Source organism: Thioclava sp. UBA3469 (assembly GCF_002378135.1).
GTDB classification, from domain to species: domain Bacteria; phylum Pseudomonadota; class Alphaproteobacteria; order Rhodobacterales; family Rhodobacteraceae; genus Thioclava; species Thioclava sediminum.
In genome coordinates this window covers 575-13963 of the sequence record NZ_DFRG01000010.1, presented here as the reverse complement: position 1 = coordinate 13963, position 13389 = coordinate 575, and the positions used below count along the sequence as shown (strand labels likewise).

The following is a 13389-nucleotide window of genomic DNA, read 5'->3' as shown; positions in this document are numbered from 1 at the left end:
GCGGGTCTGTGACATCGGATCAACTCGTAAAAACAGGGGTGAAGGGCGTAAGGCGCAGGCGCGGGAGGGGCCAGCTTCGGTGCAGGGCGACATGGGCGATCAGCCCGGCCAAGGCCGCCAGCGCGAACCAGAACACGGCGCGGAACGCATCGTCATAGGCGAGAATGGTGGCCTGCTGCTGCACCGTAGACGCGACGGAAGACAGCGCGGCCCCTGCCCGCGCCCCGGCATCCGCAGTCTGGCTGCCCAGCGATGCGGCACTCTGCGCGAGGGTCTGGCTCAACATCGGGTTGTCGGCCGAGATCTGCGGCGAAAGCTGCGCCATGTGATAGGCGGTGCGGTCGACCACCAAGCTCCGGAACAGCCCCGACCCGATGACCCCGCCGATGGATTGCGTGGCCAGAAACAGCACGACGAAGCTCAGCAGGTAATGCGGCCCCTTCGCGAAGGCAGCTCCCAACCCTTTCGCCATCGCAGGCGGCAGGAACAGGATACCGGCAAAGCCGATCATCGCTTGGCTGAGATACATCTGCTCGGGCCCGGTGAGCGCGGTCGATTGCGAGTCGAGCCACGCCCCTGCCGCGATCAGCACCAGCGCGATCCCGTGGAACAGCGGCGCGCGCGCCCCGCTATTGGTCAGCATCAGGACACCGGTCGCGGCCAACATCGACAACGCGATGATCCCGAACAGCAGCTGCTCTTGTCCGGGCTGCAGCCCCATCGTGCGCAGGAAACCGACGGCGCCCGCGCTTTGTTCGGCCAGCGCGATGCGGAACACCAGCAGGGTCCCCGCCAGGTGCAGGATCGGCGGGCTCAGCAGCCAATGGAAATCGATCAGCGGATTGGCCCGCTGCATTTCGATCAGCACCGCGCCCGCGACCATCACGATCGCAGCGACGAGCGCCACGCCCAGCCATTCGGTCTGCGTCCAGTAGTCGAGCGCACCGAACATGAAGACGCTTGTGAACGCACCGAAGCCAACCGCGAGCAGCGTGAAAGAGACGAAATCGAGCGGCTTGAGAACCTTTTGCAGCGGGCGCGGCGTCAGTGGCAGCGCGAAGATCAGTGCCAGCGCCACCAGCGCCATGCCCATCTGGAACAGGCTCACCGCGTGCCAACTGGCATTCGCGGTGAGTTCGGGCAGCAGCACCCGCGCCAAGGGCCTGCCCACCATGATCATCGTCAGCACGGCGGGGATCGCGACCTTGAGGCGCTGAGCGGCGGGTATGGCCTCCAGCATGTAAAGAAAGCCGAGGCTCGACAACGGGGCCGCGGCGCAGCCGCTCAGGAAGGCCACGATGACCGCGGAATGCAGGTCGTCCACCCAGAGGTTGAGCACCATCGCCAGCACGAAGCAGACGATCCCGACCTCGGCGAAGCGGCGCAGGCCGAACTGGTCGCGGATGCGGATCAGCATCAGCGGCATCGAGGCGCGCGGCGCCATGAAGGCGGCCATCACCCAATAAGTGTGGTTCGTGGTTGCGTGCAGATCGCCCGCCAGCTGCGGCAGATTGGCCGAGACGAAGCCGGTCGCAAGCGACTGCGACAGGGCCACGAAGACGGCGGCGCTGGCATAGACGATCCGCTTGCCTGCGGAATGGTCGGGCTCCGCAGGCGCGGCGGGCTGGGGCGCGGTCTCCGGCTCGGCGGTCTCTGCCTCTGCGGCCTCGTTTTGCGTGACCTCAGCCTCTTTGGCCGGGGCCGCCTCGGGCCGCATGCGCTCGCGCGGCGATACCGGTCCGGCGGCCGTCGGACGCGCATCCGGGCCGTTGATGTCGCGAATCTGGGAATTCATTGGCCGCGCATCCTTTCGAGATTGGCCTGCATCCGCTCCATCGTCTTGCGGGCGCGGGCGACCTCCTCGGCGTCGATACCGTCGTAGAGCTTCGCACGCAGCGCCTCGACGAAGGTCTCGATCTCGGAGGCATTTGCGCGGGCATGTTCGGTGAGGAAAATCTGGCGGACGCGTTTGTCGTCGGGATCGGCGCGGCGCTCCACGAAATCGAGCTTTTCCAGTCCGTCGAGCGTCCGGTTCAGCGTCGGCGTCTCAATCGCCAGCGTCTCGGCCAGCTGCGTCTGGTTCAGCCCCTCGTCGCGGGAGATCGCAAGGATCGCCTGCGCCCGCGCGAAGGTCAGCCCCATGTCCCGCGCCTGCGCGTCGAACATCGCGCGCACCGACCGCGCCAGCAGCATCATCGTGCGCGTCAACTCGGCACGGTCGCGGCGGGCGGCTTCGGTGGGTGCGGATGTAATGGCGGCGCGGTCGGACATGGGGGCCTCGGGAATAAAGTTAGCCTGCTAACGTTTTCGTCCCATCCCACATATCCTCTGGGTCGCGAGGATCAACAGAGGCAGCCCGCACAGGGGGCCGTGCGAAATTGCGAAAGCCGCTGGGATCGCGCTGCGCATTCAGCGCGAGCGCTCAGGCACCGAGCAAGGTCACAAGACCGAGACCAGCGCCCACCAGCATGACCAGCGACAGCGTCACCGTCGCGATCACACGCGGCCCGGCGGCGGCTACCGCCCGCGCATCGACGCCAAGCCCCAGCGCCGCCATCGCGATCACCGTCAGGATGGATGCCCCCTGCCCCATGGGCGCAAGCGCAGCCTCCGGCAGCGCCCCGGCAGAGCGCAGCACGATCATCCCGAGAAACCCGAGGATGAAGAGCGGCGGCATCAGCCCGCGCCGCACACGTCCCTCCGGCGCGGCAGAGCGCCCGTCGGTTGGCAGATGCGGCGCGAGAAGCGACAGAACCACCGTAATCGGCCCCAGCATCAGGACGCGCACCAGCTTCACCAGCGTGCCGAGCTGGATCGCCGCGGCCCCCATCGGCGCTGCGGCCGCCAGAACCTGCGGCACCGCGTAGACCGTGATCCCCGACAGGATGCCGTAGCCGTTCACACTCATACCTCCAACATGACCGACGACGGGCAGCAACAGCACCACCGCCACGCCCAGCACGGCGGTGAACGCGATTGCGGCACTGACATCGTCGCTGTCGGCGTCGATCACCGGGGCGACGGCGGCGATGGCGGAATTGCCGCAGATACCGTTGCCGCAGGCGATCAGAAGCGCCATGCGGGCCGGTAGGCGCAGGGCCCGCCCCAGCAAGTAGGCGGCGGGCACCATCAGCGCGACCACCGCGACGATGCCGCCCAGAAGCCCCGGCCCCACCGACAGAAGCGTCTGGGCGCTCACCGAGGCCCCGAGCAACACGATCGCGATCTCCAGCACCGTCTTGGCGGAAAATCGGATACCGGCTTCGAACCGTGCAGGCGGCGTCCAGAGGTAGCGCACTACCGCACCGATGAGGATCGCCAACACCAGCGGTTCCAGCCATGCCGCACCGAACAGCGCGTGCTCAGCCAAACCGCCCAAGGCCGCGAGCGCGGCGACGCCGATGCTCAACCCAAGCCCCGGCGCGAAGGCGCGAAGCGCAAGCCGCGGGCGGGTGAGGCTGCAGGCAAGGGTCGAATGGTGCGGCACGGTGGCCTCCTATCGTCAGGTCTTGCCCTGTAATTGCCCGCGCCAATTCATTCTTCAAACGAAATGTTTTTGTCGATATGATCGATTTTATCGATTATTCGAACCAGAGACACGCATGACCCCCGAACAACTCCGCGTTTTCGTCGCGGTCGCGGAAGAGCAGCACATGACCCGCGCCGCCGCCCGGCTGAACATGACGCAATCGACGGCCTCAGCCGCCATTGCGGCGCTTGAGGCGCGTCATGAGATCAAGCTGTTCGACCGGATCGGGCGAGGGATATCACTGACCGAGGAAGGCCGTGCCTTTCTGCCCGAGGCGCGTGCGGTACTGGCACGGTTTGCCGAGGCGGAGGCGATGCTTGCCGAGACCCGCGGCCTCGAACGCGGGCATATCCGCCTGATCGCCAGCCAGACCATCGCGGGCTACTGGCTGCCGCCCTACCTTGCCGCTTTCCGGCAAGCCCGCCCGGGGATCGAGGTCACGCTTGAGATCGGCAACACGCAGGAGGCGGCGGAACGTCTGCGCGCGGGCCTGCACGATCTTGCGCTCGTCGAGGGCGATGTCGAGGATGCGAAGCTGGAGCGGGTTCAGATCGGGGCGGATCAGCTGATGCTGGTCAGCGCCGCGCCGCCCCCCGGCAAGCTGGATGCGCGCGCGCTGAGCAAAGCGAGTTGGGTGCTGCGCGAGCCGGGCTCTGGCACGCGCTCTACCGCGGAAGCGGCCCTCGCCGATCTGGGTGTCGCGCCGCACGCGCTCTCAGCGGCGCTGGTCCTGCCCTCGAACGAGGCAGTGCTGAGCGCGGTCGAGGCTGGGGCCGGGATCACCATTCTCTCGGCCCATGTCGTCGCGCGGTCGCTAAGCCTTGGAACAGTCCGGGACTGGGATTTGCACCTCGCGCCGCGGCCCTTCTATGCGCTGCGTCACCGCGACCACCATGTCAGCCACGCCACGCGCGACCTGCTGGCTCGCATCGATCAGTCCCAGCTCGACGATCTCACTCGGACGGAATGAACCAATTCGCGAGCTTCGCCTCGATCTCCGAGGGAAGCGCGGGCTTCGGGCAGACAGCCGCACCGGGATAGCGCTCGCGCAGCTGATTGGCCTCGGCATGGCCGGAATGGAACAGGAGCGGCACGCCCGCCTTGTGCAGATGATCGGCCAGTTCGTAGACTTCGCCATCGGCCAGCATCACGTCGAGGATCGCAGCGCCGGGCAAACGATCTCGGACCAGGTCCAGCCCCGCGCGCACGGTGGCGCACGGTCCCCAGACCTCCATCCCGAGATCCTCGAGCATGAACTGAAGATCAAGCGCGACGACGGCTTCATCTTCGACAAGGAGCACCTCGCTCGGTGCTTTCTCAGTCAGCGTCGCCATCGATTTCATGCGCGAAGATAATCCTGTTGCAACGGCTTTCCGGCGTCTGACGCGTGTCGACCCGCGCCGATATCTGGCTTGCGGAAATATCGACCAACGTCGAGCCGAAGCCCTGTTTGTTCGTGTCGAGCTGCAACGCTTCACGGTACCGCTCGTTCCACGAAAGTATCACGGTATCGTCGTTTTCCATCGACCATGTGATCTCGAGATCACCCTCTCGCGGCCCCAATACCCCATATTTAGCGGCATTAGTGCTCCATTCGTGGAAAATCAGCGCAAGAGCCGTCAGGTGATGCGTCGGCACATCAACATCCGGCCCATCGATCAGGAATTTCGACGGGTCGTCATAGGGGGCCAGAGTCGTTTCGATCACCTCGCGCAGCGGGATCGCCGCACCAGAGGTTCGGGTGCGCGCCAGATCATGCGAGCGCGCAAGCGCGTTGATCCGCTGGCCCACATCCTCGACCAACTCGCGCGGGCTGGCCGCCGAACGCCCCGCGATGCGCAGCATGCCCGAGACGATGGAGAACAGGTTCTTCACCCGGTGGTTCATCTCGCGCAGCATCAGCTCGCGCATCTGCGCCGCCTCTTCATCGGCGGTGATGTCGACGCTGAGCCCCAGCAGGCGGTGCTCCTTGCCTTCGCCCATCATCCGGCCCGTCGCGCGCAGATGGCGCTTCGTGCCGGAGGGGAGGTCGAGCTCGTAGTCGACTTCCAGTTCAGAACCGTTGTCGCGGGCCTCGCGCACCGCCTGTTCGACACGGGCACGGTCATGCTCTGCGACACGTTCGAAGAACCGCGCGATCGGATAGGTACCGGCCGCGTCGAGTTCGAAGAAGGCGGCGACGGATTCGTCGATTTCAACGTCTCCGCTCGGCTCGATAATCGACCAGACCCCGATCTGCGCGATCTCCAGCGCAAGTTGCAGCCGCTCGCCCTTCTGCGTCAGCTCGGTCTCGAGGCGCAGTGCCTCGGTGATATCGGTGAAGACGAGCGTCGCCCCTTCGACATCGCCGCGCGAATTCAGATACGGCGTCGCGGAGAGCGACCAGACCTTGCCCAGTTCGGTGGACTTGACCCGGCGCGGCCGCGGCAATTCGCCTTCAAGGATCGTATTAATCAATTCGATCATCACCTCGGGCGTGTCGAGCAGGTTCTGGATGTCGTCGAGCGGACGTCCGCGATCGCTGCCGCGCAGGCGGATCATCTCGCTCGCGCCATCGGTGAAGTTGCGCAGGCGCAGCTTGCGATCGACCGTCACCAGCGCATGCAGCTTGGAATCGAAGATGTTGCGCAGATCGGCATTCGCGGTCGAAAGCTCCTCGACCTTGGTCTTGAGTTCGTCATTGACCGTCGCGAGCTCTTCGTTTGTCGATTGCAACTCCTCGTTCATCGACATCATTTCCTCGTTCGAGGATTTCAGCTCTTCGTTGGCGGTCTCCAGCTCTTCGACCGTCGTGCGCAGGCGGTTGCGGGTCGCGCGCAACTCGGCTTCCAGCACCTGCACATGGCTTTCCGACGGCGCGATCTCGTCGAAATCATATTCGTCCAACGCTTCGAACGGGCCACGGTCGCGGAAAACGATCAGCAGCGTATCGTCGGAGAGCGGATCGGCCAGCACATCGACACGCTGCCGCCCGGTTTCCGAGATCACTTCGACGTCGCGCACGATCTTGCGCGTGCCAAGCTCCGCCGACTCGCGGATCACCGCAGAGAGCGCCTCGCGCAGGCCCGCCCGCGCGAGCGATTGTGCATAGCCCTGCCCGGTCTCGGACGGGTCGATCTCAAGATACTTGCCCAAGCGACCCGTCGCGGCGAGGATCGCCCCGTCGCGATCGACATTCAGCGTCGCGGGCGCATAAAGATCGAGGATACGATTACTGGCCAAGGTCGTGTTCCAGTCTTTGGTTCTTCTGTCAGTCGTCTTCGGTCGGAGTGGCGCAAGTCGCGCATGAGGGTCGGAGCGCATCGGCAGTTCGGTCGGATAAGGAGACCGGGGCCCTATGCTGCGGAAGATGCGCATCGCGCCATCTATGGGATCGAAAAGTTCCTCATGCCGCCCGATCGTCTCGGATGGGCCGAGGAAGAGAACGCCGCCCGGATTGAGCGCGTAATGGAAGATCGGCAGTGCCCGCGCCTGCAACTTCTCTCCGAAATAGATCAGCAGATTGCGGCACGACACCAGATCGAGCCGCGAGAACGGCGGGTCCTTGATCAGCGAATGCGGCGAGAAGCGCACCCGGTCACGCAGTGCGGCGGTGATCTGGAAATTGCCCTCACGCCCGATCGTGTAGAGATCGCGGTACCTTTCGGGCAGATCGAGCAGGACCGAGACCGGATACCGCCCCTCACGTGCGATCGCGAGCATCCGCTCGTCGATATCGGTGGCGAAGATCTGGAAATCGATCTCCTTGCCGCTCGCATGGATCGCCCGGTCGATGAGCATCGCCAGAGTGTAGGCTTCTTCGCCGCTCGAACAGCCCGGCACCCAGATGCGCAGCGCGCCGCCATCATCGGCCTTCTCGACCATCGGCTTGATCGCCGTCTCGTTGAGCGCTTCGAAATGCGCGCTGTCCCGGAAGAAGCGGGTGACATTGATCAGCAGGTCGCCCAGCAGCGCCAGAGGCTCGTCCTCTTCGCGCTCGAGCCGTTCGAGATATTCGCGCGGGTGCAGAATGCCCACCACCTGCATCCGGCGCTGGATCCGACGCTCGAGGGTCGAGCGCTTGTATTGCGCGAAATCATGCCCCGTCAGACGGTTCAGCGCCGCACAAATCTCATCGAGCGTTCCGGAAACCGGCGGTGCCGTGTTCACCTGATCCGGGTCGACATTGCGGAACTCGGTGATCCGCGCGATCACGTCGGACGGCGCGCTGACCACGTCGACCATCCCGGTCGCGACCGCCGAATTCGGCATGGAATCGTAACGCGCGGTGGCATCCTGCGCGATGCAGAAGCCGCCATGCTCCTTCACCGCCCGCAGCCCGACAGAGCCATCCGTGCCGGTGCCCGACAGGATCACGCAGACCGCGCGGCGCCCGAGATCCTGACCCAGCGACACGAAGAAATCGTCGATCGGACGGCGCAGACCGCGGGGTTGGGCGAATTCCGAAAGCTTCAGGCGCCCGTTCTCGACCTCCAGCCCGTAACCCGGCGGGATTGTGTAGACATGCCCGGCCTCCAGCTTCGCGCCATCTTCGGCCTGAAGCACTTCGAGCGAGGTCGACCGGCCGAGCAATTCCGCCAGAAGCGACTCGTGGTTCGGATCGAGATGCTGAACCACGACATAGGCGCTGGGGTCGTCCACCCGCGCGGGCTCCAGAAGATCGCGAAGCGCTTCAAGCCCACCAGCGGAGGCGCCGATGCCGACAACGTATAGATCCTCGGGGGCGTCCGTCACTGCACGGCCCACCGATCCGCGCAGCGCGCGTCCAAAAGGGCGCGGCCTGCGCGCCCTTCTCTATAGTTCTCTTTGCAGTTCATCCGGAGATCGGTGTCACTAGCCTCAGGGCCCTGCAATAACATTTGACATAGTACTGAACACATAACCGTGGCCGCAGCCATTCTTAGCCCTCGCGGTAGATAATCGTGGCCATTGTGGAGAGGCTCTCCGACAGAACCTTGGCAGAGCCGATCATCGCAAGGCCGAATCCGCGCGACATCGCGGCGAGATCGTCGGCATTGCGCAGCAGGCTCTCGTCATGCGCGGCGATATCGACCTTCACGTTCTGACGTTCCGCCGCGGAGGTCAGGTCGAACTGCGACCCGAGAAACAAGCGCGTCTCTCCATTGGGTTCGCGCAGACGCGTCATGAAGACGAAATTCTGGAAGGTCTCGCCATTCGCGCGGCTGTTGGTGACACGGAAACGGCCCGCGGAGATGTCTTCGTCGTCGATGAATTCCCGCATCGCAGAGCGTTCTTCTTCGGTCGCGGCCCCAGCCTGGAGGAAGCGGCAGTTCTGCCCCAGCACCTCTTCAGCGGAATACCCGGTCAGATTGAGAAACGCCTGATTCACGTAGACGAGTGGCACGTCATCCCGATCGGCCGCGGCAATGGTCAGCGCGACATTCGACTTGTCGCAATAGCTGACCAGCGCATCTGGCAAATCGTAATCTTGATAAACGGGCATGAAGCCTCCGCTGCGTTCGAGAAAACAAGATTGATCATTGCGCGGAAAAGTCCAGCGCGCGAGGCGAAATACCACCGATAACCGATTTGAAGGGGAGGGATGGTACCGCCTCCCCGGCTTGAACGGGGGACCTCTGGATCCACAATCCAGCGCTCTAACCAACTGAGCTAAGGCGGCACTGGCGCGGGATTTAGCCCCCTCGCGCGCGGAATGCAAGTGTCCGATGACGAGAAATTCGCACCAAGTCTTGCCTGCGCACGTCGCGGGGGTTAGGTGCATTTTCCATCCAACCTCTCAGGAGTTTTCGATGAGCATCGACAAGGAAAGCGACATCTCCGCGAATCTGCAAATCGGCCCGACCTCGCTCGGGATGGTGCGGATCTATGTCGAGGGCGAAGGCGTCGAGCTACCGCTCGATTTCGATCCCGACGAGGCGATGGAAATCGCCGAAGAACTGCAGGCCGCTGCGGAAGCTGCGCGTGAAATGAGCAAGGGCGGCAAGGGCAAGAAGCGCTGAGCCTCAAAATCCGGGCGGAATCGCGCCCGGATCGCACAGCCGCTGCAACCGCCGTGCCGACGCGCGCGCGAAATCGAGCGTCAGCGCCTTGCGCCGCGCCGGCGCAAGCTTGGATAGCGGCGCCTCGCGGATCATCTCGGCCCCGTAGCCATCCGCGATGAACAACCCCGTCCCCTCGGGCAGAAGATCCGTGGGGAAATCCTGATCCACCGCCCAGAAATAGCGGTCGCACCACTCCAGATAGCCGTCCCATTTCCGATCCGAGGTGAAATCGGCGCGGCTCGACTTGCACTCCACGATCCAGATTTCGCCCTTCCGGTCGATCGCCATCAGATCGGCGCGCAGCCTTGGGCGCAGCACCATTTCCGGCAAGCTGTCGAGCCCCAGCTCGGACAGCGCGCGGGCCGTGCCACGCGCGAGCACCTGGCCCGGCTGAAGTTCGGAAAGCGGAATCTGCGTCATGCGGACAAACATGAACGAAGTGTGAACAAAAGTCCAGTCGCCCAGCACACGTGCCCTTCCCCGCGGCACCTGGGGCGCGCGAGGCGCGCTGTTCATTCTCCCCCCTTGTCGGAACCCGATTTCACCCCTATCTGGGGGTCTGACGGTTACTGCTCTTTCTGTGAAAGACCCTTTTCCAGTGGCCTATACCATTCCTGAGGGAGCTGGCTCTGCCGGGGTCCTGGCCTCGGTATCTGGCGCCCACCTGACTTTTCAGGTCTCCGGGAACTCTCGTCTACACGTCTGCTGCGGTTTCCGTCACCCTACCCTTCGCAAGACAGCAAAAAGCCCCGCCGGATCGGTCGGGGCTTTTGTCGTCTTGGGACGTGGATGCGCTCAGCGGCGCAACTGCATCTGCTGGCGCGACTTGGGCGTATCGAGCGGAACCGGGATCGCCAGATGCTCGGCCGCCATATTGGTGGGGATGCCGTCGCGTTTACCGCCGCCGGAACTGTCGTCATCCTCGGCCATGCGCATGACCGCGATCGCGAATTGCACGCCAGAGAAGACGATCGTGTTGAACACGACCAGCAGCGCCATCGCGATATAGCCGATATCGGACGTGAAGATCAGATGGCGAAGATTGCCGACATTGAAGCCGAGAAGAAGGCCAACGAAGGCAAGCGCGATGAAGAAGCCGATGACGACGTTCTTGATGTAGAGCCGGACCAGTTCGGGCATGAAAAATCCTCCTGCTTACCTCACAATCTAGTGCATATTCCCAAGTTTCAAACAGGGAAACGGGCGGCGAATGCGAGATAAGCGGGGGTTTGCCCGTGGCATGGTGTCGCGAGTGAGCGCGCTCAGAACGCGTCGGGCTGCAGCGCGCGCGCCATGTGATCGAGCACCGCGTTGACGAATTTCGGCTCTTTGCCTTCGGGGAAGAAGGCGCGGGCCACGTCGACGAACTCGGTGATGACGACGCGCGGCGGCGTCGCGGGGGTGATCAGCTCGGCCCCGGCGGCGCGGAACAGCGCGCGCAGCACCGGGTCGATCCGGTCGATCGGCCATTTCGCGACCAGCGCACGGTCGGTCGCCTGGTCGATCTTCGCCTGCCAGGTCACCGCATCGTCGATCAGACGGCGGAACAGATCGAGATTGCCCTCGGCCATTTCGGTGCCGTCCTCATCCACGGCGCCAAAGCGGAAATCCTCGAACTCGCGGCGCACCTTGTCGGCGCCCTGCCCGGCCGCTTCCATCTGAAACAGCGCCTGAACCGCGTAAAGACGCGAGGCGGATTTCATCTGGCGCTTCTCCTCTTGGGTGAGCTTGCGCGGTTTCGGGGCGTCTTGGGGCGCGTCGGAGGAGGCGTCGTCGGTCATGCGTTGTTCGATCCGTCAGTGTCGCCGGCGATACGGAAGGATTCGGCGGGCTTGAACCCGATACCCTTCGTCCGGCGCGCCCATTTGCGCGACAATGAGATGAGATGCAAGGCCGCAGCCGCCGCACCGCCACCTTTGTTTTGATCGGCAGGGTCGGCGCGCACGGCCGCCTGTTCGTAATTTTCGACCGTCAGAATGCCGTTGCCGATGCAAATCCCTTCGAGCCCCATCAGAGTCAGCCCGCGCGAGCTGTCGTTGCAGACGGTGTCGTAATGGGTGGTCTCGCCGCGGATCACGCAACCAAGGGCGACGAACCCGTCGTAATCGGCCATGCGCGCGGCCATCGCGATCGCGGTCGGGATTTCCAAGGCGCCAGGCACCTCGATCACGTCGACACGGGCCCCCGCCTCTTCGGCCGTGGCTTTCGCGCCCGCGATCAGGTTGTCCGCGATATCCTTGTAATACGGCGCGACCACGATCAGCAGCCGCGGCGCGCTGTCGAATTTCGGCAGGTCGAGCGTGTAATGCGAGATTCCGGCCATGTCTTACTCCGTGATGGGGCGTGTGCCGACGATGCGCAGGCCATAAGCGTCGAGGCCTACATATTTCGTCTGCGGATTGTCGGTGAGAAGGATCATGTCGTGCAGCCCCATCGAGGACAGGATCTGCGAGCCCAGACCGATCTGCTTGATCGTGCGCGGCCCCTGATCCTCTTCGCGCAGAAGGCGGTTCGACGGGTCGCGGAACAGGCAGACGAGGCCGCGACCTTCCTCGGCCACGATCTCCATCGCACGGCGCACCTCGTCGGCGGGACCGGGGCCGATCCCCAGCACGTCGTCGAGAATGTTGAGCGAATGGGTGCGCACCAGAACCGGCTCGGGCGTGGAAATATCGCCTTTCACCAGCACGATGTGATCGACGCCCTCGGCCATGTCGGTGAAGACACGCATCTCCCACTCACCGCCATGGCTCGACGTGACCATCTGGCGCAGGCCCTCGCGCACGAGATTGTCGTGACGGCGGCGATAGGCGATCAGATCCGAGATCGTGCCGATCTTTAGCCCGTGTTTCTTGCCGAACTCGATCAGCCCCGGCAGGCGCAGCATGTGACCGTCATCGCCCATGATCTCGCAGATCACACCGGCGGGCTTGAGCCCGGCCAGACGCGCCACGTCCACGGCGGCTTCAGTATGGCCCGCGCGCACCAGCACCCCGCCGTCGCGCGCCCGCAGCGGGAAGATGTGGCCGGGTGAAGCGATGTCCTGCGGCCCCTTGCTCGGGTCGATCGCCACCTTGATCGTCTGCGCCCGGTCATGGGCGGAAATGCCGGTGGTGATGTTCTCGCGCGCCTCGATCGAGACGGTGAAGGCGGTCTCGTGGCGCATCGAATTGGCGCGCACCATCGGTGCAAGGCCCAGTTGGTCGACGCGATCGGAGGTGAGCGGCAGGCAGATCAGCCCGCGCCCGTAGGTCGCCATGAAGTTCACCGCCTCGGGGGTGCATTTCTCGGCGGGAATATACAGGTCGCCCTCGTTCTCGCGATCCTCGTGATCGACGAGGATCACCATGCGCCCGGCCTTCGCCTCGGCGATAATGTCCTCGGCGGGCGCGATCACGTGGCGCAGGCTTTCCTCGACCTCGCCGGGCACGTCATGGGTGCCGGATTTGTCGACCGGGGTCAGGGGCTTGCCGTCGGTGGTCATGTGTTCCACTCCTGCAGCCGCGCGACATAGCGCGCGAGCGTGTCGATCTCGAGATTGATCCGGTCGCCCGCCTTGGCATGGCCCCAGTTGGTGACCTGCTTGGTATGCGGGATGATGTTGACGCCGAACGTCGCGCCATCGACCTCGTTCACGGTCAGCGAGGTGCCGTTCAGCGCGACCGAGCCTTTCGGCGCGATGTATTTCGCCAGAGCTTCGGGCGCGCGGAAGGTGAAGCGCGTGCTGTCGCCCTCATCCACCATCGCCACGATCTCGGCCACGCCATCGACATGGCCCGACACGATGTGACCGCCCAGCTCGTCGCCCACTTTCAGCGCGCGTTCGAGATTGATCTT

14 protein-coding genes and 1 tRNA gene are annotated in these 13389 nt (G+C 64.4%); 2 read left to right on the top strand and 13 right to left on the bottom strand.

Annotated features, from left to right (window positions below; translation table 11 throughout):
- Positions 1-19: 19 nt before the first annotated feature.
- The 3 genes from B3D39_RS00745 to B3D39_RS00735 form a co-directional block, all read right to left on the bottom strand.
- Entirely contained in the window at positions 20-1795 is a 1776-nt protein-coding gene (locus B3D39_RS00745; protein WP_274963597.1) for an MFS transporter, read from the bottom strand.
- Positions 1792-2271 (bottom strand): MarR family winged helix-turn-helix transcriptional regulator, encoded by a 480-nt coding sequence (locus B3D39_RS00740; protein WP_274963596.1) that lies wholly within the window; start codon positions 2269-2271, stop codon positions 1792-1794. Before B3D39_RS00740 ends, B3D39_RS00745 begins: the two co-directional genes overlap by 4 nt.
- A gap of 151 nt (positions 2272-2422) precedes the next feature.
- On the bottom strand, positions 2423-3487 hold the full coding sequence (locus B3D39_RS00735; protein ID WP_274963595.1) for a YeiH family protein: 1065 nt from the start codon (positions 3485-3487) through the stop codon (positions 2423-2425).
- A gap of 115 nt (positions 3488-3602) precedes the next feature.
- On the opposite strand from B3D39_RS00735, the gene B3D39_RS00730 reads away from it, so the two are divergent.
- Positions 3603-4499, top strand: a complete 897-nt coding sequence (locus B3D39_RS00730) for a LysR substrate-binding domain-containing protein (RefSeq protein ID WP_274963594.1) — start codon at positions 3603-3605, stop codon at positions 4497-4499.
- Here the strand turns inward: B3D39_RS00730 and B3D39_RS00725 are convergent.
- The 4 genes from B3D39_RS00725 to B3D39_RS00710 all read right to left on the bottom strand — a co-directional run bounded on the left by B3D39_RS00725 (position 4483) and on the right by B3D39_RS00710 (position 9170).
- Positions 4483-4863 carry a response regulator gene (locus tag B3D39_RS00725; RefSeq protein ID WP_078542098.1) on the bottom strand — a complete coding sequence of 127 codons (381 nt, stop codon included), beginning with the start codon at positions 4861-4863 and terminating at the stop codon, positions 4483-4485. The two genes, B3D39_RS00730 and B3D39_RS00725, sit on opposite strands and share 17 nt — an antisense overlap.
- Positions 4847-8263, bottom strand: coding sequence for a CheR family methyltransferase (locus B3D39_RS00720; protein ID WP_286789286.1), 3417 nt, complete (start codon positions 8261-8263; stop codon positions 4847-4849). Before B3D39_RS00720 ends, B3D39_RS00725 begins: the two co-directional genes overlap by 17 nt.
- 166 nt (positions 8264-8429) lie before the next feature.
- Complete coding sequence (locus B3D39_RS00715) at positions 8430-8993, bottom strand: PAS domain-containing protein (RefSeq protein ID WP_274963521.1); 564 nt, start codon at positions 8991-8993, stop codon at positions 8430-8432.
- 100 nt (positions 8994-9093) lie between these two features.
- Positions 9094-9170 (bottom strand) — tRNA-His (locus tag B3D39_RS00710).
- A gap of 130 nt (positions 9171-9300) precedes the next feature.
- Here B3D39_RS00710 and B3D39_RS00705 point away from each other — a divergent pair.
- Complete coding sequence (locus B3D39_RS00705; protein WP_078520339.1) at positions 9301-9510, top strand: DUF6324 family protein; 210 nt, start codon at positions 9301-9303, stop codon at positions 9508-9510.
- Positions 9511-9513: 3 nt separating this feature from the next.
- Here the strand turns inward: B3D39_RS00705 and B3D39_RS00700 are convergent, their stop codons facing one another.
- The 6 genes from B3D39_RS00700 to B3D39_RS00675 form a co-directional block, all read right to left on the bottom strand.
- Entirely contained in the window at positions 9514-9972 is a 459-nt protein-coding gene (locus B3D39_RS00700; RefSeq protein WP_078549754.1) for an MmcB family DNA repair protein, read from the bottom strand.
- Between the two features lie 375 nt (positions 9973-10347).
- A complete protein-coding gene (locus B3D39_RS00695; protein WP_274963520.1) occupies positions 10348-10692 on the bottom strand; it encodes a hypothetical protein in 345 nt (114 codons plus the stop codon).
- Positions 10693-10814: 122 nt separating this feature from the next.
- Positions 10815-11333 carry a transcription antitermination factor NusB gene (gene nusB / locus B3D39_RS00690; protein ID WP_078548159.1) on the bottom strand — a complete coding sequence of 173 codons (519 nt, stop codon included), beginning with the start codon at positions 11331-11333 and terminating at the stop codon, positions 10815-10817.
- Complete coding sequence (locus B3D39_RS00685; protein ID WP_274963519.1) at positions 11330-11875, bottom strand: 6,7-dimethyl-8-ribityllumazine synthase; 546 nt, start codon at positions 11873-11875, stop codon at positions 11330-11332. The genes nusB and B3D39_RS00685 overlap by 4 nt, the downstream gene beginning before the upstream one ends.
- A gap of 3 nt (positions 11876-11878) precedes the next feature.
- The gene (gene ribB, locus B3D39_RS00680; protein ID WP_078520343.1) at positions 11879-13036 is read right to left on the bottom strand and encodes a 3,4-dihydroxy-2-butanone-4-phosphate synthase; all 1158 of its coding nucleotides are present in this window, start codon (positions 13034-13036) and stop codon (positions 11879-11881) included.
- Positions 13033-13389 (bottom strand): riboflavin synthase (locus B3D39_RS00675; RefSeq protein WP_286789285.1); only part of this gene is annotated, 357 nt, incomplete at its 5' end. The genes ribB and B3D39_RS00675, both read right to left, overlap by 4 nt.